General features: G+C 58.3%; 19 protein-coding genes. 6 read left to right on the plus strand and 13 right to left on the minus strand.

Going from position 1 to position 19,399, the window contains the following annotated elements:
• The 8 genes from ACRAUW_RS07735 to yceD form a co-directional block, all read right to left on the minus strand.
• On the minus strand, positions 1-224 hold a 224-nt coding region (locus ACRAUW_RS07735), incomplete at its 3' end, for a beta-ketoacyl synthase N-terminal-like domain-containing protein (protein ID WP_431361814.1).
• Between the two features lie 82 nt (positions 225-306).
• Positions 307-543, minus strand: coding sequence for an acyl carrier protein (gene acpP, locus ACRAUW_RS07740; protein WP_005300909.1), 237 nt, complete (start codon positions 541-543; stop codon positions 307-309).
• A gap of 158 nt (positions 544-701) precedes the next feature.
• Complete coding sequence (fabG, locus tag ACRAUW_RS07745) at positions 702-1,436, minus strand: 3-oxoacyl-ACP reductase FabG (RefSeq protein WP_005351850.1); 735 nt, start codon at positions 1,434-1,436, stop codon at positions 702-704.
• 13 nt (positions 1,437-1,449) lie between these two features.
• The gene (fabD, locus tag ACRAUW_RS07750; protein WP_431361835.1) at positions 1,450-2,385 is read right to left on the minus strand and encodes an ACP S-malonyltransferase; all 936 of its coding nucleotides are present in this window, start codon (positions 2,383-2,385) and stop codon (positions 1,450-1,452) included.
• Positions 2,386-2,456: 71 nt separating this feature from the next.
• On the minus strand, positions 2,457-3,416 hold the full coding sequence (locus ACRAUW_RS07755) for a beta-ketoacyl-ACP synthase III (protein ID WP_431361815.1): 960 nt from the start codon (positions 3,414-3,416) through the stop codon (positions 2,457-2,459).
• A 7-nt stretch (positions 3,417-3,423) separates the two neighbouring features.
• Complete coding sequence (gene plsX, locus ACRAUW_RS07760; protein ID WP_431361816.1) at positions 3,424-4,443, minus strand: phosphate acyltransferase PlsX; 1,020 nt, start codon at positions 4,441-4,443, stop codon at positions 3,424-3,426.
• Positions 4,444-4,452: 9 nt separating this feature from the next.
• Positions 4,453-4,620, minus strand: a complete 168-nt coding sequence (rpmF, locus tag ACRAUW_RS07765) for a 50S ribosomal protein L32 (RefSeq protein WP_005300935.1) — start codon at positions 4,618-4,620, stop codon at positions 4,453-4,455.
• Between the two features lie 19 nt (positions 4,621-4,639).
• A complete protein-coding gene (gene yceD, locus ACRAUW_RS07770; RefSeq protein ID WP_431361817.1) occupies positions 4,640-5,161 on the minus strand; it encodes a 23S rRNA accumulation protein YceD in 522 nt (173 codons plus the stop codon).
• A 119-nt stretch (positions 5,162-5,280) separates the two neighbouring features.
• Between yceD and ACRAUW_RS07775 the strand changes: the two genes are divergently transcribed.
• Entirely contained in the window at positions 5,281-5,862 is a 582-nt protein-coding gene (locus ACRAUW_RS07775) for a Maf family protein (RefSeq protein WP_431361818.1), read from the plus strand.
• A 101-nt stretch (positions 5,863-5,963) separates the two neighbouring features.
• Here ACRAUW_RS07775 and ACRAUW_RS07780 read toward each other — a convergent pair whose 3' ends face one another.
• Together ACRAUW_RS07780 and rluC are read right to left on the minus strand one after the other, a co-directional pair.
• Positions 5,964-6,626, minus strand: a complete 663-nt coding sequence (locus tag ACRAUW_RS07780; protein WP_431361819.1) for an HAD-IA family hydrolase — start codon at positions 6,624-6,626, stop codon at positions 5,964-5,966.
• Positions 6,626-7,570, minus strand: a complete 945-nt coding sequence (rluC, locus tag ACRAUW_RS07785) for a 23S rRNA pseudouridine(955/2504/2580) synthase RluC (RefSeq protein ID WP_431361820.1) — start codon at positions 7,568-7,570, stop codon at positions 6,626-6,628. The genes ACRAUW_RS07780 and rluC overlap by 1 nt, the downstream gene beginning before the upstream one ends.
• A gap of 412 nt (positions 7,571-7,982) precedes the next feature.
• On the opposite strand from rluC, the gene rne reads away from it, so the two are divergent.
• Entirely contained in the window at positions 7,983-11,024 is a 3,042-nt protein-coding gene (gene rne, locus ACRAUW_RS07790; RefSeq protein WP_431361821.1) for a ribonuclease E, read from the plus strand.
• 708 nt (positions 11,025-11,732) lie between these two features.
• Here the strand turns inward: rne and fruA are convergent.
• From fruA to fruB, 3 genes are read right to left on the minus strand one after another with little or no spacing between them, the layout of a single operon-like run.
• Complete coding sequence (fruA, locus tag ACRAUW_RS07795; protein ID WP_431361822.1) at positions 11,733-13,466, minus strand: PTS fructose transporter subunit IIBC; 1,734 nt, start codon at positions 13,464-13,466, stop codon at positions 11,733-11,735.
• Entirely contained in the window at positions 13,463-14,452 is a 990-nt protein-coding gene (gene pfkB, locus ACRAUW_RS07800; protein ID WP_431361823.1) for a 1-phosphofructokinase, read from the minus strand. Before pfkB ends, fruA begins: the two co-directional genes overlap by 4 nt.
• Positions 14,452-15,552 (minus strand): fused PTS fructose transporter subunit IIA/HPr protein, encoded by a 1,101-nt coding sequence (gene fruB / locus ACRAUW_RS07805; protein WP_431361824.1) that lies wholly within the window; start codon positions 15,550-15,552, stop codon positions 14,452-14,454. The genes pfkB and fruB overlap by 1 nt, the downstream gene beginning before the upstream one ends.
• Before the next feature lie 296 nt (positions 15,553-15,848).
• On the opposite strand from fruB, the gene cra reads away from it, so the two are divergent.
• From cra to ACRAUW_RS07825, 4 genes are all read left to right on the plus strand, one after another.
• Positions 15,849-16,835: a catabolite repressor/activator gene (gene cra / locus ACRAUW_RS07810; RefSeq protein ID WP_431361825.1), complete on the plus strand. Its 987-nt coding sequence runs from the start codon at positions 15,849-15,851 to the stop codon at positions 16,833-16,835.
• Between the two features lie 565 nt (positions 16,836-17,400).
• On the plus strand, positions 17,401-18,594 hold the full coding sequence (locus tag ACRAUW_RS07815; protein ID WP_431361826.1) for an aromatic amino acid transport family protein: 1,194 nt from the start codon (positions 17,401-17,403) through the stop codon (positions 18,592-18,594).
• A gap of 164 nt (positions 18,595-18,758) precedes the next feature.
• Complete coding sequence (locus ACRAUW_RS07820) at positions 18,759-18,998, plus strand: hypothetical protein (RefSeq protein ID WP_431361827.1); 240 nt, start codon at positions 18,759-18,761, stop codon at positions 18,996-18,998.
• Between the two features lie 42 nt (positions 18,999-19,040).
• Positions 19,041-19,382, plus strand: a complete 342-nt coding sequence (locus ACRAUW_RS07825) for a hypothetical protein (RefSeq protein ID WP_431361828.1) — start codon at positions 19,041-19,043, stop codon at positions 19,380-19,382.
• Positions 19,383-19,399: the final 17 nt, after the last annotated feature.

A 19,399-nucleotide genomic window follows, 5' to 3' on the forward strand; every position in this document is an offset into this window, starting at 1 on the left:
AAGAGATCCATCTTGCGAGCGTCTTTACGGTTGATACCGTACTGCTCGGGATCGAAGTCCTTGACCAGACCTGCGAATCGGGTTGCAAACTCGCTGGCATCGAAATGTTCGATAAGGGAAATGCCGCTCTGCCCGTTGAGCAGGGCTTGCCAGCTGGATTCGGCAGTGTTACCCACCGGGGAAAGCATCCCCAAGCCGGTCACCACGACTCTGCGTTTTGACACTGAGGTAGTCTCCGAGAGGTGATTTGAAAGGATACAAATACAAAAGAAGCGGCCCTTAGGCCGCTTCTTTCAGAACAGGAACTTATTCCTGATTAGCGGTGATGTAGTCGATAGCCGCTTGAACAGTGGTGATCTTCTCGGCTTCTTCATCAGGAATTTCGGTATCGAATTCTTCTTCCAGCGCCATTACCAGTTCAACGGTATCCAAAGAGTCAGCGCCCAGGTCGTCAACGAAAGAGGCTGCGTTCTTGACGTCTTCCTCTTTAACACCCAGTTGTTCGATGATAATTTTCTTTACGCGTTCTTCGATGTTGCTCATGACCTGAATTTTCCTTTAAAAATACGCTATTTGCGTCTGGTTGAGGTAGTTTATTCAATTGACGTGAGTTTGCAAGTAGCTTGCCGCTGGTCAAACCACGAAATGTGCCAAACTTCGGCGTACTATCGCAAATTTGAACAGAACTCACGACAAATTGATTACACCATGTACATACCGCCATTAACATGCAGGGTTTCGCCGGTGATATAGGCTGCTTCATCAGAAGCCAAGAATACCACAGCTGCGGCAATTTCTTTTGGATCACCCAAACGGGCGGCAGGCACCTGACTCATGATGCCGGCACGTTGATCGTCATTCAGGGCACGGGTCATGTCGGTTTCGATGAAACCGGGAGCAACCGCGTTCACTGTGATACCACGGGATGCCACTTCCCGCGCCAACGATTTGGTAAAACCAACCAGACCGGCCTTGGCTGCAGCATAGTTGACCTGACCGGCATTGCCCATGGTTCCCACCACGGAGCCAATGCTGATGATGCGACCGTGACGTTTCTTCATCATGGCACGCAACACAGGTTTGCTCAGACGGTAGAGCGAGGTCAGATTGGTATCGATGATCTCGTTCCACTCGTCATCTTTCATCCGCATCAACAGGTTGTCACGGGTGATCCCCGCGTTGTTGATCAGAATGTCGATGTCGCCAAAGCGCGCCTTGATGGCGGCAAAGACGGCTTCGATGGATTCCTGGCTGGTCACGTTCAGCGCCATACCGCAACCATTATCGCCCAGATAGGCGCTGATCGCCTCGGCACCGCTCTCGCTGGTCGCCGTACCGACCACTTTCGCGCCACGGGCCACGAATGTTTCGGCAATCGCACGGCCGATGCCACGACTGGCACCGGTCACCAACACAACCTTATCGGTAAAGCTCATCACTTGCTCCTGTTTACTTGATCTGGGCCAGCGCCTGCTCGAAAGAGGCGGCATCGTTGGCATGAATACCTTCCACACGCTTGTCGATGCGCTTGGCGAGCCCGGTCAACACTTTGCCCGGTCCCATCTCGATCTCGAGGGTAACCCCCTCATTGGCCATCCGCTCGACAGTCTCGGTCCAACGAACCGGGCTGAACAGCTGACGAACCAGCGCTTGCTTGATGGCGGCCGGATCCTGTTCACAGGATACGTCGACATTATTGATGACAGCGATGGTTGGAACCTTGATCTCGATCCCGTCCAGCGCTGCTGCCAGTTTTTCTGCGGCAGGTTTCATCAGCGCGCAGTGAGACGGCACGGAGACCGGCAGCGGCAGCGCACGCTTGGCGCCCGACTCTTTCATCAGCACGTTGGCGCGCTCAACGGCCTCTTTGTGACCGGCGATAACCACCTGGCCCGGGGAGTTGAAGTTGACCGGAGAGACCACCTGCCCTTGTGCCGCGTTTTCGCAGTTGGCGGCGATGGATTCGTTGTCCAGACCGATGATGGCAGCCATGGCGCCGGTGCCTTCCGGTACGGCTTCCTGCATGGCCAAGCCACGCAGCTCGACCAGTTTGACCGCATCGGCAAAATCGAGTGCGCCGCTGCAAACCAGCGCGGAGTACTCACCCAGGCTGTGGCCCGCCATGACGGAAGGCGTTGCCCCACCCTGCTGTTGCCACAGACGCCACAGGGCGACAGAGGCTGTCAGCAGCGCCGGCTGGGTGCGCCAGGTTTTGTTCAGATCTTCAACCGGACCATCCATCACCAGGGCAAACAGGTCATAACCCAGCACCTGGCTCGCCTCGGCGAAGGTCTCCTTGATCACGGCATGTTGTTCGGCCAGCTCGGCCAGCATGCCAACGGACTGGGAACCTTGTCCCGGGAAGGCAATGGCAAATTGGGTCATCATTGATTCCTTTTAGATAAGACAAAAATGAAATCGGTGACGGGATGATGGGCACACCACCCCGCCGAAGATCAGAGGCGAACCAGCGCCGAGCCCCAGGCAAAACCGCCGCCAAAGGCTTCCAGCAGTACCAGCTGACCCGGTTTGATCCGGCCATCCCGCACCCCTTCATCAAAGGCGATCGGGACTGATGCAGCCGAGGTGTTACCATGCTTGTCGAGGGTCAACACTACCTTGTCGAGGCCCATACCGAGCTTCTTGGCAGTGGCGCTGATGATGCGGAAGTTGGCCTGATGGGGCACCAGCCAGTCCAGTTCGCTCGGTTCGATACCAGCAGCGGCCAGCGTCTCGGTCACGATTTCGCTCAGACGGGTGACAGCCACTTTGAACACATCGTTGCCCTTCATGTACATGTAGGCTTCGAGTTCGGCGCCCGGCATACCACGACGGGGTTGAGGCAGCTTGAGCAGCTCGCCATAACGGCCATCGGCATGAAGATGGGTAGAGAGGATGCCCGGCGTCTCGCTGGCACCGACAATCACGGCCCCTGCCCCGTCACCAAACAGGATGATGGTGCCGCGATCTTGCGGATCGCACATGCGGGAGAGCACATCGGCACCAACGACCAGCACATGACGGGCGGCACCGGATTTGACGAACTGATCGGCAATAGAAAGTGCGTAGGTGAAACCGGCACAAGCAGCAGCCACGTCAAAGGCAGGAATGCCCGGCACCCCGAGCAGCCCCTGCAGCTCGCAGGCGGCAGCCGGGAAGGCATTTTCAGCACTGGTAGTGGCCAGCACTATCATATCGAGATCGGCAGCGGTCAGACCGGCTGCATCCAGGGCACGCAAGGCGGCCTGGCAAGAGAGGGTGGCAACCGTTTCGTCAGCACCGGCAATACGGCGCTCACGGATACCGGTGCGTTCCACGATCCACTCATCACTGGTCTCAACCATCTGCTCGAGATCGGCGTTGGTACGCACTGAACTCGGCAGGTAGCTGCCAGTACCCAAAATTTTGCTATGCATAGAGTTCTTATAGATCCCTGTCAGAGAAGACAGCTTCAAGGCGATCTGCTATTTGCAGTGGAAGTTGATGTTTGGCCTCTTGTGCGGCCAGCAGGATCGCATTACACAGGGCGCGCCGTTCGGCCCGCCCATGACTTTTTACCACAATGCCGCGCAATCCTAACAGACTTGCTCCGTTATACTGGTCGGGGTTCAGATAAGAAAAACGCCGTTTGAACATAAATCCGGCGATCCGGCCAAGAAAAGTGCGTTTCTTGCGGGGATATCCGGCCAGCTGGGCCATCATCCGCACCACCCCTTCTGCTGTCTTGAGGGCAACATTGCCGACAAAACCGTCGCAGACGATCACATCGCTGTCGCCGCTGAAGATGCGATCCCCTTCGACGAACCCGACATAATTGAGTGCGGGACATTGACGCAATAGTTCGGCACTGTGGCGCACCAGATCGTTACCCTTGATCTCCTCCTCGCCGATGTTGAGCAAGGCAACACGAGGTGACGCAATACCTTCGACCTTTTCGGCCACGACGGAGCCCATCACCGCAAACTGCAACAGGGTATCGGCATCGCAGCTGACGTTGGCGCCAAGATCCAGCATCACTGTGCGCTTGCCACTCAATGTCGGCAACGCCTTGATAAGGGCGGGTCTGTCTACCCCTGGCAAGGATTTGAGCACGCACTTGGCCATCGCCATCAGCGCACCGGTATTGCCGGCACTGACGCAGGCATCGGCCTCACTGGTTTTCACCAGATTGAGTACCACCCGCATGGAGGAGTCTTTAAGGGTACGCAACGCCACGATCGGTTTATCGCCCATGCCAACCACTTGGGATGCATGTACGAAACGAACGCGGGGATGATTCAGCAAGCCATGTTGCTGCAGCAGAGAGTAGGTCTGATGTTGGTCGCCGACCAGGATCAGTTTTAGCTGGGGTAAAAGAGACAGTGCCTGCACGGCGGCAGGCACTGTTTCCGAGGGGCCAATATCTCCCCCCATGATGTCTAGCGCGACAGTTTGCGTAGACAAAGGCAATCCTTAAGCGATTACCTTTTTACCGCGGTAGAAACCATCGGCAGTCACGTGGTGACGACGATGAATTTCGCCACTGGTCTGATCAACAGTCAGGGCAGCGGTGGTCAGCGCATCGTGGGAACGACGCATGCCACGCTTGGCACGGGTTTTACGGTTCTGTTGTACGGCCATTGTAGGCTAACTCCTAAATTCACTTACGTTTAAGCTCTTCAAGAACTGCAAAGGGGTTCGGCCGCTCATCAGCAGGTTCGATTTCACCCCAAGTCATCTCCATGTTTCCTCTCGGGCATGCATCCAGAGAATGCATTGCGACTTGAGGCAACGAGAGGATGAGCTCATCCTCCAGGATTTGATGAAGATCTATCTCGCCGTTTTCGTCCAACTCAATGGGCTCATAAGCTTCCGGCAGTTCTTCCTCGTTTGTTCTTTCGAACAGCGGAGTGTAGATAAATTCAGCTTCACAGAGGTGTTCGAATGTCTCTCCGCAACGTTGGCAAACCAGGTCAACCTTGGCATGGGCAGTGCCTTTCATAACGGTCAACTTCTGGAGATCTTTGCCAAAGTGCAGTGATACATCGATATCACTCTGCAAGCCAGCGGTTGATTCCTCCAGCCTGGGCATCTGCGACTTTTCCACTATCCCGATGTAATCGAGCAGCTTCAAGGCACTACGGACTGGATCAACCTTAACGGGCAACTTCACCTTTTGCATAGGGCGCGAATGATATAGGTCCAACAACTGATAGTCAAAGGAAAAAGTCCTTACCGCCGATGATTTTAACGTCGCAAGTCCCTAGAATGCCGGTACCTGCTTTCATCGGTAACTCGATTATGCCACAGAATCTGATCCTCGCCTCAACTTCTCGCTATCGCAAAGCCCTGCTGGAGAAGCTCGGTCTCCCCTTTGAATGTGCAGCCCCCGATGTGGATGAGCGACCGTTGGCTGGCGAATCCGCCGACGCGCTGGTGGCCAGACTGGCCCGTGCCAAGGCAGATGCTGTCGCCCAACATCGTGATCATGGATTGATCATCGGTTCTGATCAGGTATGTGTCTGCGATGGACGCATCCTCGGCAAACCTGGCTCCATCGACAATGCCATCGCCCAGCTGATGGCGGCTCAAGGTCGCAGCGTCACCTTCTACACCGGCCTGTGCGTGGTGAATGCCACAACCGGTGAGGCTCATCAACTGGTGGAACCTTTCACCGTCCATTTTCGCAACCTCGATGAAGCCGCCATTCGCCGCTATGTAGAGGCAGAATTGCCCCTAGATTGTGCGGGTAGCTTCAAGTGTGAAGGGATGGGGATCGTGCTGTTCAAGGGGCTGGAGGGGCGCGACCCTAACGCCTTGATCGGTCTGCCACTGATCGGCCTGATCGAACTGCTGGAGCGCCACGGTATTGCCCTGCCCTGATTGCGGGTAAATAGATAAGCTAGATCGAGGATATAAAAAGCCCGGTCAATACACCGGGCTTCTGTTATCAATTAGATTGATGTCTCTTAAAAGAGAGGCGTCTACAACAGCGCTCTGAGCGCCGCCATGGAGTCCACCACAGCCACTGGCTCGTAACGACTGAGGGCATCATGACTATCCACCCCCCAGGTGACACCAATGCGCGGCATGGCGATCGCCTCGGCCATCGCCATATCGTGAACAGAGTCGCCAATCATCACTGCCTGCCGAGCTGAAAACCCCAGCTCGTCCAGGATCTGCTCAAGCATCAGCGGATCAGGTTTGGAGCGAGCCTCATCGGCCCCTCGGCTGGTCACAAACAACGGGTGCAGCCCGGTCTCATCCAATACCCGATCCAGCCCACGGCGTGATTTGCCGGTAGCGACGGCCAGTTGTAGCCCTCGTGACTGCCAGTCACGCAGCAGCTCCCCTGCCCCGGCAAACAGCGGGCTGGGGGTAGCGTCGTGCAGATAGTGATGACGATAGCGATCGATGAGTGCGGCAATCTGGCGCTCATCGCTGGTAGCGCCACTGTCACTGCATAAGGGGAACAGACGGGACATGGCGACATCGAGGCTCAATCCGATGATCTGCCGGATCTGGGCTGGTGCAGGTACCGCCAGTTCACAATCTCTGGCGGCCCCCTGCACACAGGCCACAATCCGGCCCACCGAATCCATCAGGGTACCGTCCCAATCGAAAATGGCGAGCCGGACATCCTGCATCAGCGTGACAAGCCGTTGAGGAAGTTGTCGAGTTCAGGTGCCAGCGGCGCTTCTACCTGCATCTCGCGACCATCGGCCGGATGGGTGAAACTGAGCTTCCAGGCATGCAAAAAGAGCCGTTTCAGCCCTTGGCTGCGCATTTTCTCGTCAAACGCCGCTTCACCGTACTTATCGTCACAGGCGATCGGATGACCAGCATGCAGGGTATGCACGCGGATCTGGTGGGTACGACCGGTGATGGGGCTGCACTCGACCAGAGTCGCTTCGGCAAATTGACGCACGATGCGGAACCGGGTTTCGGAAGGCTTGCCATCGGCACTGACCCGTACTACCCGTTCACCGGATTGCAGATCGTTTTTGCGCAGCTGCGCATTAACCACCTTGACGTGAGCCTGCCACTTGCCACGCACCAGCGCCAGATACTGCTTACGCATGGTCTTGACGCGCAACTGCTCATGCAGGCTGCGCAGGGCGCTGCGTTTTTTGGCAACCAGCAATACACCAGAGGTGTCGCGATCCAGTCGATGAACCAATTCGAGGAAACGGGCTTCCGGACGCAGGGCTCGCAGCCCTTCAATCACGCCAAAGCTCAAACCGCTGCCACCGTGCACGGCCATGCCGGAGGGCTTGTTCAGCACGATCATGGCATCGTCTTCAAACAGGATCTGGCTCTCCAAACGCTGGATAACACTCAGGTTGGCGGATGGCAGCTCATTCTTCTCGGCAACGCGTACGGGGGGTACCCGCACCTCGTCACCTGCGCAGAGTTTGTACTCCGGTTTGATGCGCTTTTTGTTTACTCGCACTTCACCTTTGCGAAGGATGCGATAGATCAGGCTCTTGGGGACGCCCTTTAGCTGAGTCTTGAGAAAATTGTCGATGCGCTGCCCGTCATGCTCAGCTTCGATGGTGAGCAGCTGCACTTGTTGATGTATCTGTGTCATGGCGCGGATTTTACCACTGCCAGCGCCCCTTGGCTGCTGGTTTGTTGAAAAATGGCGCCTTGCTATAAAAGAGGTTTAAATGGGATAATAAACAAGGTTTTGTCATTGTGTTCAAGCCTTGTACTAAGTGGCCAAAAAGTATGCCACCCAATCCCGATACACCGTGTCTAGAAGAACATGACGGTTCCCGGGTGCGAGGTACAACGCATGGAGAACACAAACATCACCGTTTATTTGTCTCCATTTCGGCATCCTTATTCATCTCTTCTCGAGAAAAGATGACCAGAACGCCCTTAGTTTGCGCCTCATGCATACCCCAACCGGGAGGTTGCCCCAGTATGCTGAAGACCCGAGGCCGGCGCTGGCAGGACCCAGATGGAGGAAATCAAAATGACACAATAATGAGAACTCAATGAAAAGAATGCTTATCAACGCAACTCAAGAAGAAGAGTTGCGCGTAGCGCTGGTTGACGGACAACAGCTCTACGATTTGGATATTGAAAGTCCGGGACACGAGCAGAAGAAAGCGAACATTTACAAGGGTAAGATCACCCGCGTAGAACCCAGCCTTGAAGCTGCTTTTGTCGATTACGGCGCCGAGCGCCACGGTTTCCTGCCGTTGAAGGAGATCGCCCGCAATTACTTCCCCTCCGGTTACTCCTATCAGGGTCGTCCCAACATCAAAGAAGTGGTCCGCGAAGGTCAGGAAGTTATCGTCCAGATCGACAAGGAAGAGCGTGGCACCAAGGGTGCAGCCCTCACCACCTTTATCAGCCTGGCCGGTAGCTACCTGGTACTGATGCCCAACAACCCCCGTGCCGGTGGTATCTCCCGCCGCATCGAGGGTGATGAGCGGACCGAACTGAAAGAGGCCCTGAGTGGACTGACCGTGCCGGAAGGCATGGGGCTTATCGTGCGTACTGCCGGTGTGGGCAAGTCCCCGGAAGAGCTGGAGTGGGATCTGAACGTCCTGCTCAACCACTGGGACTCTATCCACAAGGCCTCCCAGGAGCGTGCTGCGCCGGTACTGATCCACCAGGAAAGCAACGTCATCGTGCGTGCCATCCGTGACTATTTGCGTCGCGATGTGGGCGAGATCCTGATCGACAATCCGGTGATTTTCGAACGAGCCAAGGCCCATATCGAGCTGGTACGTCCCGATTTCCTCAACCGTGTGAAGCTGTACAAGGGTGAAGTCGCCCTGTTCAACCACTTCCAGATTGAGAGCCAGATTGAATCTGCCTTCCAGCGTGAAGTGCGCCTCCCCTCCGGCGGCAGCATCGTTATCGATCCGACCGAAGCCTTGACCTCCATCGATATCAACTCCTCCCGCGCCACCAAGGGCGGCGATATCGAAGAGACGGCGCTGCAAACCAACCTGGAAGCGGCCGATGAAATTGCCCGTCAATTGCGTCTGCGCGACCTGGGTGGCCTGATCGTTATCGACTTCATCGACATGACGCCGGTTCGCCATCAGCGTGAAGTGGAAAACCGTCTGCGTGAAGCGGTTCATCAGGATCGCGCCCGCATCCAACTGGGTCGGATCTCCCGTTTCGGTCTGCTGGAGATGTCTCGCCAGCGTCTGCGCCCCTCCCTCAACGAGTCCAGCAGCCATATCTGCCCCCGTTGCCAGGGTCAAGGCGTGATCCGTGACAACGAATCCCTCGCCCTGTCCATCCTGCGTCTCATCGAAGAAGAGGCCATGAAGGACAACACCGAGCAGGTTCACGGTCAGGTGCCGGTGGATGTTGCAGCCTATCTGCTTAACGAGAAGCGTGCAGCTATCGCCAGTCTGGAACAGCGAAATGATGTGCGTGTTTACATCATTCCGAACCAGCATCTGGAAACCCCGCACTACGAAGTGACCCGCATTCGTCAGAACGAGATCCCGGAAGCGGCCAGCTACGAGCTGAAAACCGAGATTGCCAAGCCGGTCTACCAGCCGAAGCAAGCTCAGGTGATCGAGCGTGAACAACCGCTGCTGCAAGGCTTTGCCCAACCGGCACAACCTGCCCCTGTTGCACCGCAACAGCCGGCGGCGCCCGTTGCTGCGGCCCCTGCCGAAGTTGGCTTCTTCAGCAAGCTGATCAAAGGCATTAGCGGCCTGTTCAGCAGTGATAGCGCCCCTGCCGACGTGAAAGCGCCCGCCGAGAAACCAGCAGCTCGCGAAGCACGCAAGGATGAAGGTCAACGTCACCAGCGCGAAGAAGGCCGCGGCCGTGGTCAGCGTCCTCGTCGTGATGACAATCGTGGCAACCGCAACAATGCGGAAGCTGGCGAGAAGCGTGAAGGTGGCAACCGCGAAGCCGGTGACAACCGCAATCGCCGTCCCCGCAAAGAGCGCGAGCCTCGTCAGGAGCGTGAAGCTCGTGGCGAACAGCGCATGGAACGTGAACCCCTTCAGGAACGCGAGCCTCGCGAACCGCGCCAGGAACGTGCACCACGTCCAGCCCGTGAACCTCGTGCTCCCCGTGAGCCGCGCGCCGAAGTCGTTGTTGAAGCGGTAGACGCTGTTGATGCAACTGCCGTCCAGCCACGTCAGGAGAAAGAGCAGAAAGTGGCCGAGCGCCGCGAACGTCGTCAACTGCGCAAGCAGATCCGCGTCGATGTCGCCGCTGCTGACACCCCTGCCCTGCCGGTCGACGAAGTACAAGCGCAAACTGAAGTGATCGATAACACTGTAGGTAACGAGCAGGAAGAGCAGAGTGAAGGCCAGCGCCGTTCACGCCGCACTCCGCGCAGCCAGCGTATCGAAGGTCAGCGCCGCAAGCGCATCAACGAAGATGCCCGCAGCCAACGTGATGAAGAACAGCAAGAGACCACCACTCTGACCACCGCAGCCCAGGCAGATATTGCCAAAGCGCAGGTTGAAGAGCCGGTAGTGCCTGTTGTTACCATCCCGAGCGCTGAAGCCGTCGCTGCAGCCCTGCAAGCCTCTGCCGCACTGACCGAGCATGTGGTTGTCGAAGCCGTTGCTGAAGAAGCTGCCGAACAGGCCGCAACCCAGGTTGAAGCAACTCAAGCCGATGTGGCCGCGAGCCCGGTTGTTGAAGATGTCGCTGAGGTTGTAGTTGCCGCAGAGCCAGAAGTAGCCCAGGTCGCTGCGCCAGCTGCCGAAGTGGTCACCGCTACAGTGGTTGAAACGGCTCCGGTTGTTGAAGAAGCACCTGCCGTAACAGCTCCGGTTGTGGAAGCCGCAGTTATCGAAACACCAGCCGTTGTGGTGGAAGAGGCGCCGGTCGTTACCAAACAGGTCGCACACGGTGCTGGCTTACTGGCTCGTGCCCGCAAAGCATCCGCGCCGATGGCAACCCCTGCCGAAGCCCCTGCCCTGCCTGCTCGTGAGCCGGTTAACTACCCGCCGCTGGTACGCAACGAGGTGAGCACATCAGGTCGTCATGGTGGCAGCACTGCCGCCGTCAACGTGGCCACCTGCCCGGCCGGTCGCCCCTAAGCAACCCTGGCTGACCCCCTAAACAACAGCCACACCAACCGGTGTGGCTTTTTTATTTCTCTTTTCTCCTGCGCACTCACAGACACATGAATGCCTATGCTCGGCAAAACCGCTTTGTCTGTTATCTCTCTATCACTGAACACTGCGTTAAGTCGTATTTACTTCCTGAAGTAACAGTGACTTCTATGTTCAGAACGATGCCAATTGATTTTGTTTGTTTAAAATCTTGTTTGTTGGCATACAAATAGTTGTGTAAATGACGGTCTGCAATGGGCCGTAATATGTATTTAATATGAAACTCTCTGGTCCCTGCATACAGGCCAATCAGGACATTCGGTTGTACCGAAACCTGAATCCCCCTTTCGCAGAAATGAGGAAGTTCGTCATATAGCAACCTGCCTCAGGTCTTGTTCAACAGATGATTAACTCAGGTTGCATCTTCACAGATGCACATATAGGTAACATATAGATTTGCTTCCCGGGAACAAGCCAGCTCCCCTATCCTAGCGGCAACACAATCAATGCACGAGATATTGGTTACGGCCCTTCCCCACACAATTAAGTGTTGAAACTGAGCAAGACGCTGGCCCCAATACGCGAGACCTCAGTAACCGCTGCTCATCGCTTCTGTTTAAAAGGCATATAAAAATGCCGCCCGGCTTTGCAACCGGGCGGCATTGAACATCTTCTGTTATTGAGAACGAACTATCAGGCTGTTGCCAGCTTGGTCTGCTCTTCGCCGCGTTTGAGCATGGCGTAGGAGACACCGGTCAGCAGCGAGCCTGCCGCAATCGCCACGATATACATCATGACGTTGCTGATGGCGTGCGGGATGAACAGCACGAACAGACCGCCATGGGGTGCCATCAGCTCGCAGCCGAACAGCATGGAGAGCGCACCGGTCAGGGCGCCGCCAACCATACAGGCCGGGATGACGCGCATCGGATCCTTGGCGGCAAACGGAATGGCCCCCTCGGAGATAAAGCACAGACCCAGTACGAAGGATGCCTTGCCCGCTTCCTGCTCCGCCTTGATGAACTTGGTACGGGCCAGGAAGGTGGCAATCCCCATCCCCAGTGCCGGCACCATGCCGGCGGCCATCACGGCTGCCATCGGGGCGTAGGTTTTGGAGGCCAGCAGGCCGACACCGAAGGCGTAGGCCGCCTTGTTGACCGGGCCGCCCATGTCAAAGCACATCATGGCGCCGATGATGACACCCAGCAGCACGGCGTTGGCGGAGCCCATGTTGTTGAGGAAGGTGGTCATGGCATTCATGATGCCGGCCACCGGGCCACCCACCACGTAGATCATCACCAGACCGGTAAACAGGCTGGCAAACAGCGGAATGATCAGGATGGGCTTGAGCGCTTCCAGGGTCACCGGCAGGCGCACCTTGTCGCTCAGGTATTTGGCGCTGTAACCGGCCAGGAAACCGGCAACGATGCCGCCAAGGAAACCGGCGCCCAGCGAACTTGCCAGCATGCCACCGATCATGCCGGGGGCGAGACCCGGGCGGTCAGCGATGGAGTAAGCAATGTAACCGGCCAGCACCGGGATCATCAGGGCGAAGGCGGAGCCACCACCGATCTTCATCAGAGCGGCGGCCAGAGTGCCTTCCACCTTGAACGCTTCGATGCCGAACACAAACGAGAGCGCGATGATAAGGCCGCCAGCCACCACCATGGGCAGCATAAAGGAGACCCCGGTCAGCAGGTGCTTGTAGGGGCCTGCCTTCTCTTCTTTTTTGGGTTGGCTGGCGCCGCTGTGGCGATAGAGTGTCGCCTCGTTCCACGCCTTGTCGAGCTCGGCACGGGTTTTCTTCAGCGCCGCGCCCGTACTGGTGCGATAGACGGGCTTGCCATCGAAACGGGCCATGTCCACCTCGATATCGGTGGCAAGGAACACCAGATCGGCAGCGGCAATCTCCTCGGCAGTCAGGGCATTCTGGGCACCGACCGAGCCTTGGGTCTCGACACGGATCTGATAACCCAGCTGTTTGGCCATGGTCTCCAGCGCTTCTGCCGACATAAAGGTGTGAGCCACCCCGGTCGGGCACGCTGTCACCGCCACAATGCGCTTGCCAGCGGCGGCCAGTTTGGCGGCAGCATTGGCAACAGGCGCCGCTTGATGGCGATAGAGGCTGGCACCGCTGGTTGTGGCCTCCAGCAAGGCGGCGGGATCCTGAAGGGCGAGATCCATGCTCCCCTGATAGACCCGTTTACCATCATAGGCAGCGAGATCCACCGGGCAGCTTGCTACAACCAGCACCAGATCGGCTGCAGCAATCTGTTCCTTGTTCGGCACCTGACGGGGTTGCACGCTGGAGCCAACGTCGAGGGTGAGTTCCCAGCCAGCCAGTTTGGCCTGCTGTTCTATCCGTTTTGCAGCGAGAAAGCTGGTGGCAATGCCCGCCGGGCAAGCCGTAACCAAGATTGCTTTCATTGGGCATCTCCTGAGTTTTCCATTGAGGGGGTATGGCACTGAACCGGGGCCAGCGTATCCAGACGCTCTACGCGCACCTGTTCAAGTAAAGGGTTGAGCACATTAATATCGTCAAAGCCGACCGCCACCTGACTGACCGCCAAGGCCGAGACGGCGGTGGCCAGCCGCAGGGTCTGCTCCGGCGCCCAGCCAAGGCTCAGACCATGGGCGAGACCGGCCACCAGGGAATCGCCAGCACCGACCGTGCTGACCACCTGCATCCGCGGCGGAATGGCCTGCCAGACGGCATCCGGGGCAAACCAGATGAGGCCATCGGCACCGTTGGAGATCACCACGTTGGGGATCCCGCTGGCCTGCAGCGCGCGGGCACACTCGGCCTGCTCGCTCAGCGTCTTGATGGGGCGGCCCGCCCACTGGCTCAGCTCCTCCAGATTGGGTTTGACCAGGGTCGGCGCCGCCTTGATCCCTTCGCTTAAGGCCGCGCCGCTGCAATCGAAGATCACCTGCTTGCCCTTGGCCTTGAGCAGGCGGATCAGATGGGCGCAGTAATCGGGGGCCACCCCTTTGGGCAGGCTGCCCGCCAGCACGAACCACTCAGCATGCGCAGCCAATTGGTCGATGGCCTGCTCCAGCGCGCTCACCTCCCCTTGCTGGATGGTGAGCCCCGGCAGGTTGAGATCGGTGACCCGACCGGATTGCTCGGAGATCTTGACGTTGATGCGGGTGCTGCCCGCGACACGGACAAAGTGGTCATCCAGCGCCCGCTCGGCAAACAGGGAGACAAAGCTCTGCTTATTGTCCGCGCCAAGCCAACCGGTCACGCCCACCTCACGGCCCAAGTCCTTGAGCACCATGGCGACGTTGATCCCCTTGCCTGCGGCACGCAGGTTGGCCTCGCTCACCAGATTGACCTCGCCCAGGCTCATCGCCTCAAGGCGAGTAGTGAGATCAAGGGCAGGGTTGAGAGTAATGGTGACAATCTTCATCAATGCGCCCCCTCGCCGAGACCAGCGGCGATCGCCTCACCGATCCCCTTGAGGGCCGCTTCGGCATCTGCCCCTTCGGCGCGAAATGCCAGACGGTGCCCGCACTTGACCCCAAGGCCGATCACCTTCATCAGGCTCTTGGCGGAGACCGCCTCGCCGCTGCCATCCAGATTGGCAACCCGGATGTCAGATTCATACTCTTTGGCCACCTTGACCAGCATGGCGCCAGGGCGGGCGTGCAGACCGTGGGGGTTGATGATGGTGAAGGTGTCGGAAAGACCGCTCGCGGGGCCCGCCTGCAACATGGCCAGTCCCTCACCGCCTGCCAGCGTCGCCAGCTGACCGGCAGCCGCCAGTTTGGCCAGATTCTCCAGTTGCGGCAGATGGCCGCTATCTGCGGCGCACAGCAGCAGCATGGCGTTGACCGGCAGATCCCCTGCGTTCAGTGCAGTGCTAGGCGTTGCCAACACCCAGCCGGTCTGGGCCGCTTGCGCGCGGGCCAGCCAGATGCCCTCGCCCAGATAGGCAGGTTCGCTTGCCAGCAGGGAGCTCACCATGGTGGCATCGCCCCAACCGGCCGATTTGGCGCGGGCAGCGGCGCCCAGCAGCAGCTGGTCGCGATCATCGGCCGGGAAGTCGGCCAGGGTCAGGTATTGCACCTCTTTGGCGGCAGTGGCGCCAGTCAGGATGTTGATGATGGTGTCGGCATCGCTGACCTCTTTGAGCTGAGCAGCCGCCTGCTCGTCACCCAGCACATGGGTGAGTTGACGCAAAATGCCCAGATGTTCGTCCGACTTGGCGGCGATGCCGATGGCGACATAGGCGATCTGCCCCTCATCCCACTCGATACCATTGGGGAACTGGGCCACCATGACGCCTGTGCTCTTCACCAGATGACGGGTATCGGTGGTGCCGTGGGGAATGGCGATGCCACTGCCAAGATAGGTGGCATGCTGCGCTTCACGGGCCAGCATCCCATCGACATAGCCCGCCTCCACCAGACCGGCTTCGGTCAGTTTGCCTGCCAGCAGGGCAATGGCGTCCGACTTGGTTGCCACCGACTGTCCCAGCAAGATCTGCTCTCGCGCCAACTTCAACATAGAGACTCTCCATCAGGTTCCGGCCGCGCCGGTACGTCACAATTGAACATTCGGGTAACTCGCCAGCTGACAATAGACCCGGCCACGGTTGTCTGTGATCGGGGCCCGATTTTCAGGCCACTGGGTCTCTTCGTTGCTGACAGGCTGAATCGTTTCACTTACACTCAGACTGAATCGTTTCAGCGAATTGATCAAGTACCCACAAAGAGCGGTTTTCAATGATATGATCCCGCGCACACTTTTCGGTGCCCTTACCAGGCAGTGCCCGTGGGCCTAGCAACTCAAACAGAGCCAATATGATGAAACTGGATGAAATCGCCGCCCTCGCCGGTGTCTCGCGCACCACGGCAAGCTATGTGATCAACGGCAAGGCCGACCAATACCGCATCAGTCAGGCCACCCGCGACAAGGTGATGGCCGTGGTCACCGCCCATAATTACCAGCCGGACAGCCGCGCCGCCTCCCTGCGTGGCGGCCAGACCAAGACCCTCGGCTTTATCCTGCCCGACCTTGAGAACGCCAGTTACGCCAAGCTGGCCAAACGGCTGGAACAGGGAGCCCGGGCGCAGGGCTATCAGCTGCTGATCGTCTGCTCGGAAGATGAGCCCGCCACAGAAAAAGATCTGGCCCAGATGCTGGTGAGCCGCCATGTGGACGCCCTGTTGGTGGCCAGTTGCCTGCCGCCGGACGACCCCTTCTACGGCAAATTGCAGGCGCAAGGCAGCCAGATCCTCGCCATCGACCGGGCGATGGCAGCCGACAAGTTCGTCACCGTCGCCAGTGAAAACGAGAAAGCGAGCTTTGATCTCACCAGCTCCCTGCTCACCTCGACTCTGCGCCATATCGCCTTGATCACAGCGCTGCCAGCACTCACGATCAGTCAGGAGCGCAAAGCGGGTTTCGAGCAGGCGGTCGCCAGTCACAGCACTGCTCGCCATCTGTGCGAGGGGGATCACTTCTCCCGCCTTGAGGGGTATCGCCTGATCAAAGATCTGCACCAGCAGCTGGGTCAGCTGCCCGAAGCGCTGATCACCACCTCCTATATCCTGATGGAGGGGGTACTCGACTACCTGTTGGAGCAAGAGATCGACATGAGCCAGCTCGCCATGGCTACCTTCGGGGACGATCGCCTGCTTGACTTCCTCCCCTTTGGCATCAACTCCCTGCCCCAGCAGCACGATGCGCTGGCGAGCCAGGCGCTGGATCTGGCGCTCAAGGCGGTGAACGGCAACTACCAAAGCGGGCTGCACTATGTGAGCCGCACCCTCAAGCGCCGCCGCTAACCTGACCGAAGCAGACCCGATTTGCTGTCAATGGGTGGGTAAAGCGAACAGATGCCAATAAGGCTGCCTGCATCGGCAGCCTTATTGTTTTTCCCCACAACCCTACCCGCCCGCTTTGTTTTCTCCACCCGTTTGACCGACTAAGCAACCGACCTCCACAACTCTTTTGCCTCTCAACGCCACGCCAACGTCAATACAACCCCCTCCCCGCGCCCCTATCCGTGCTGCTGCCACTTGGCTGACCTGTATCAATGAGCCCCTGCCAGTCATTTTTCGGTGCTTTTTTCTGCAATTAGCCATCACTGTCATCATTTATTTCCACTTTTTGCCGCAAGCCAGCACAAGATCCGTATAAAAGGGGTTGTTTCCGCTATTTTGATCCGCTAACGTGGCAACCATCTTTTACAAGTGACAGGTTTTAGGTACAGATGTTCCCGTTCCGATATTGCTAGCCTCCGGCCCTATCACCGGAGGCACCTTCTGATAACGCCAATTGCCCCCTCTTGTTGACGTCACTGCTGACATCGCCTGTTTGCACTGACACCGCTACGTTCGGATGGATAACATGAATACCAAAACCCTGGGTTGTACCCTGTTGATTGCCGGCACCACCATAGGCGCCGGTATGCTGGCCCTGCCGCTGGCCTCCTCCTCCCTCGGCGGCCCCGCCACCCTGCTGCTGATGGTCGGCCTGTGGGCCCTGATGGCCTTCACCGCCATGCTGCAAGTAGAAGCAAGCCTCAACACCGGCAAGTGGTACCTGCACCAGCTGGCGGATCATTTGCTCGGCCCCTGGGGCAAGCGCATCGCCTCCTTCTGTATCCTGATGTTGTTCTACTCGCTGGCCTCCGCTTACATCAGCGGCGGCAGCAGCCTGCTGGCACAGGCGCTGGCCGATGCGGGCATGACCCTCAGCCAGGAGCAGGCCGCCTGGGCCTTTACTCTGCTGTTTGGCGGCATGGTCTGTGTCGGCACCCGCTCGGTGGATTACCTCAACCGGCTGATGTTCACCGTCAAACTGGTGATTATGGTGGTGGTGCTGGCGTTGCTGCTGCCCCGCACCGAAGGTCAGCATCTGCTCTCGATGCCGCTGGGTCAGGGCCTGTTGCTGGCGGGCCTGCCGGTCATCTTCACCTCGTTCGGCTTTCACGGCTCCATTCCGAGTGTGATGCTTTACCTCGGTGACTGCCCCAAGCAGTTGCGTCGGGTCTTTGTCTGGGGCTCAGCCCTGCCGCTGATCCTCTACGTGCTGTGGCAGGTGGCGATCCTCGGTCTGCTCGGCCAGCAAGCCCTGCTGCAAACCGGCGGCGCGCTGGACAGCCTGCTGGCCAACGTCGGCAAGCTGGTGAGCTGGCCTGCGTTTAATCAGGCGATGCACCTGTTTGCCGATCTGGCACTCGCCACCTCCTTCCTCGGGGTAACGCTGGGGCTGTTCGACTTTATGGCCAAGGCGACCCATCGCAAGGATAACTGGCAGGGCCGCACTCAGACAGGTCTTATCACCTTCGTGCCGCCATTGCTGTTTGCCCTCTACTTCCCGCAGGGCTTTATCATGGCGCTGGGCTACGCCGCCATTGCGCTGGCGATCCTCGCGGTACTGCTGCCGGTGGCGCTGGTGTGGCAGAGCCGCAAACAGTCGCCTGCCCACCACTACCGCGCCCCGGGTGGCGTGGTGGCGCTTGGAGTGGCCGCCGCCATGGGGGGGCTGATTGTTGGCGTCCAGATCAGCGTCAGCATGGGGCTGCTGCCCGCGCTGTAATCCCCGATACTGAATGCCCCAAATAGCAAAGCCCCGCCAATCAGATTGGCGGGGCTTTGTGCTATCAACGCTGCCATGATTCTGCCCATTCCCTCCTCGCACAAGAGGGATAAAAGACGTTTCAGCTACGCTTTTTCCATATGCAATGGAGTGGAGAGCAAGGTATGAAGGGGGCTGACTGGTGGCTGCTGTTTTGCCTGAACCCGATGGCCCAGAGCGCGCCCCTGACGCTGGCGGCGCCCGTGGAATATATCCCCATGCTGCGCCCCTCCTATGAGGAGTGGTTTGGCAAAGCCAGGGTCGATTTTACCTTTATCCCCTGTACCAGCACCCGCTGCAAAAAGCTGCTTGATTCCGATAGCACCATCGCTGGCGATATCGCCCGGATCAAGGGCTTTGAGTAGACCCATCCGCATATTATCCCGGTCGGTACGGCGATTGGCGAAGTGACCATCTATGCCCAGAGCAAGCAGGACGCCAGCAGGCCACCCGCCAGTCAGGAGCGGGTTGGCTGCCTGCGCGGCATTCAGTGGTGCAGCCGCTATCTCGACAGTCGGCGCATCGTCTGGTTCAACGATGAGAAGCAGGGTCTCGCCCTGCTCCAGCGCGGCAGAACCGACTGGGTGATCCGGCTGCTGCCCACCAATCAATCCCCCCTTGCCGCGCCATGGAAACGGGTCTCCGATATCGAGGTCTATCTCTACCTCAACAAGAGCCGCCAAGCCGATATAGCCGCCCTTGTCCAATCCCAACAGCAGCTGATAGCGAGCGGCCGCATCATGCGTTGAAATACAGAACCCCCGAT

It is taken from the genome of Aeromonas sp. (assembly GCF_050633025.1).
Classification (GTDB): Bacteria; Pseudomonadota; Gammaproteobacteria; order Enterobacterales; family Aeromonadaceae; genus Aeromonas.

Excerpts from the sequence above, each read along its gene's own strand:
- acpP (WP_005300909.1), bottom strand. The coding sequence starts at position 543 with ATGAGCAACATCGAAGAACGCGTAAAGAAAATTATCATCGAACAACTG.
- fabG (WP_005351850.1), bottom strand. The coding sequence starts at position 1,436 with ATGAGCTTTACCGATAAGGTTGTGTTGGTGACCGGTGCCAGTCGTGGC.
- fabD (WP_431361835.1), bottom strand. The coding sequence starts at position 2,385 with ATGACCCAATTTGCCATTGCCTTCCCGGGACAAGGTTCCCAGTCCGTT.
- ACRAUW_RS07755 (WP_431361815.1), bottom strand. The coding sequence starts at position 3,416 with ATGCATAGCAAAATTTTGGGTACTGGCAGCTACCTGCCGAGTTCAGTG.
- rpmF (WP_005300935.1), bottom strand. The coding sequence starts at position 4,620 with ATGGCCGTACAACAGAACCGTAAAACCCGTGCCAAGCGTGGCATGCGT.
- yceD (WP_431361817.1), bottom strand. The coding sequence starts at position 5,161 with ATGCAAAAGGTGAAGTTGCCCGTTAAGGTTGATCCAGTCCGTAGTGCC.
- ACRAUW_RS07775 (WP_431361818.1), top strand. The coding sequence starts at position 5,281 with ATGCCACAGAATCTGATCCTCGCCTCAACTTCTCGCTATCGCAAAGCC.
- ACRAUW_RS07780 (WP_431361819.1), bottom strand. The coding sequence starts at position 6,626 with ATGCAGGATGTCCGGCTCGCCATTTTCGATTGGGACGGTACCCTGATG.
- rluC (WP_431361820.1), bottom strand. The coding sequence starts at position 7,570 with ATGACACAGATACATCAACAAGTGCAGCTGCTCACCATCGAAGCTGAG.
- rne (WP_431361821.1), top strand. The coding sequence starts at position 7,983 with ATGAAAAGAATGCTTATCAACGCAACTCAAGAAGAAGAGTTGCGCGTA.
- fruA (WP_431361822.1), bottom strand. The coding sequence starts at position 13,466 with ATGAAAGCAATCTTGGTTACGGCTTGCCCGGCGGGCATTGCCACCAGC.
- pfkB (WP_431361823.1), bottom strand. The coding sequence starts at position 14,452 with ATGAAGATTGTCACCATTACTCTCAACCCTGCCCTTGATCTCACTACT.
- fruB (WP_431361824.1), bottom strand. The coding sequence starts at position 15,552 with ATGTTGAAGTTGGCGCGAGAGCAGATCTTGCTGGGACAGTCGGTGGCA.
- cra (WP_431361825.1), top strand. The coding sequence starts at position 15,849 with ATGATGAAACTGGATGAAATCGCCGCCCTCGCCGGTGTCTCGCGCACC.
- ACRAUW_RS07815 (WP_431361826.1), top strand. The coding sequence starts at position 17,401 with ATGAATACCAAAACCCTGGGTTGTACCCTGTTGATTGCCGGCACCACC.
- ACRAUW_RS07820 (WP_431361827.1), top strand. The coding sequence starts at position 18,759 with ATGAAGGGGGCTGACTGGTGGCTGCTGTTTTGCCTGAACCCGATGGCC.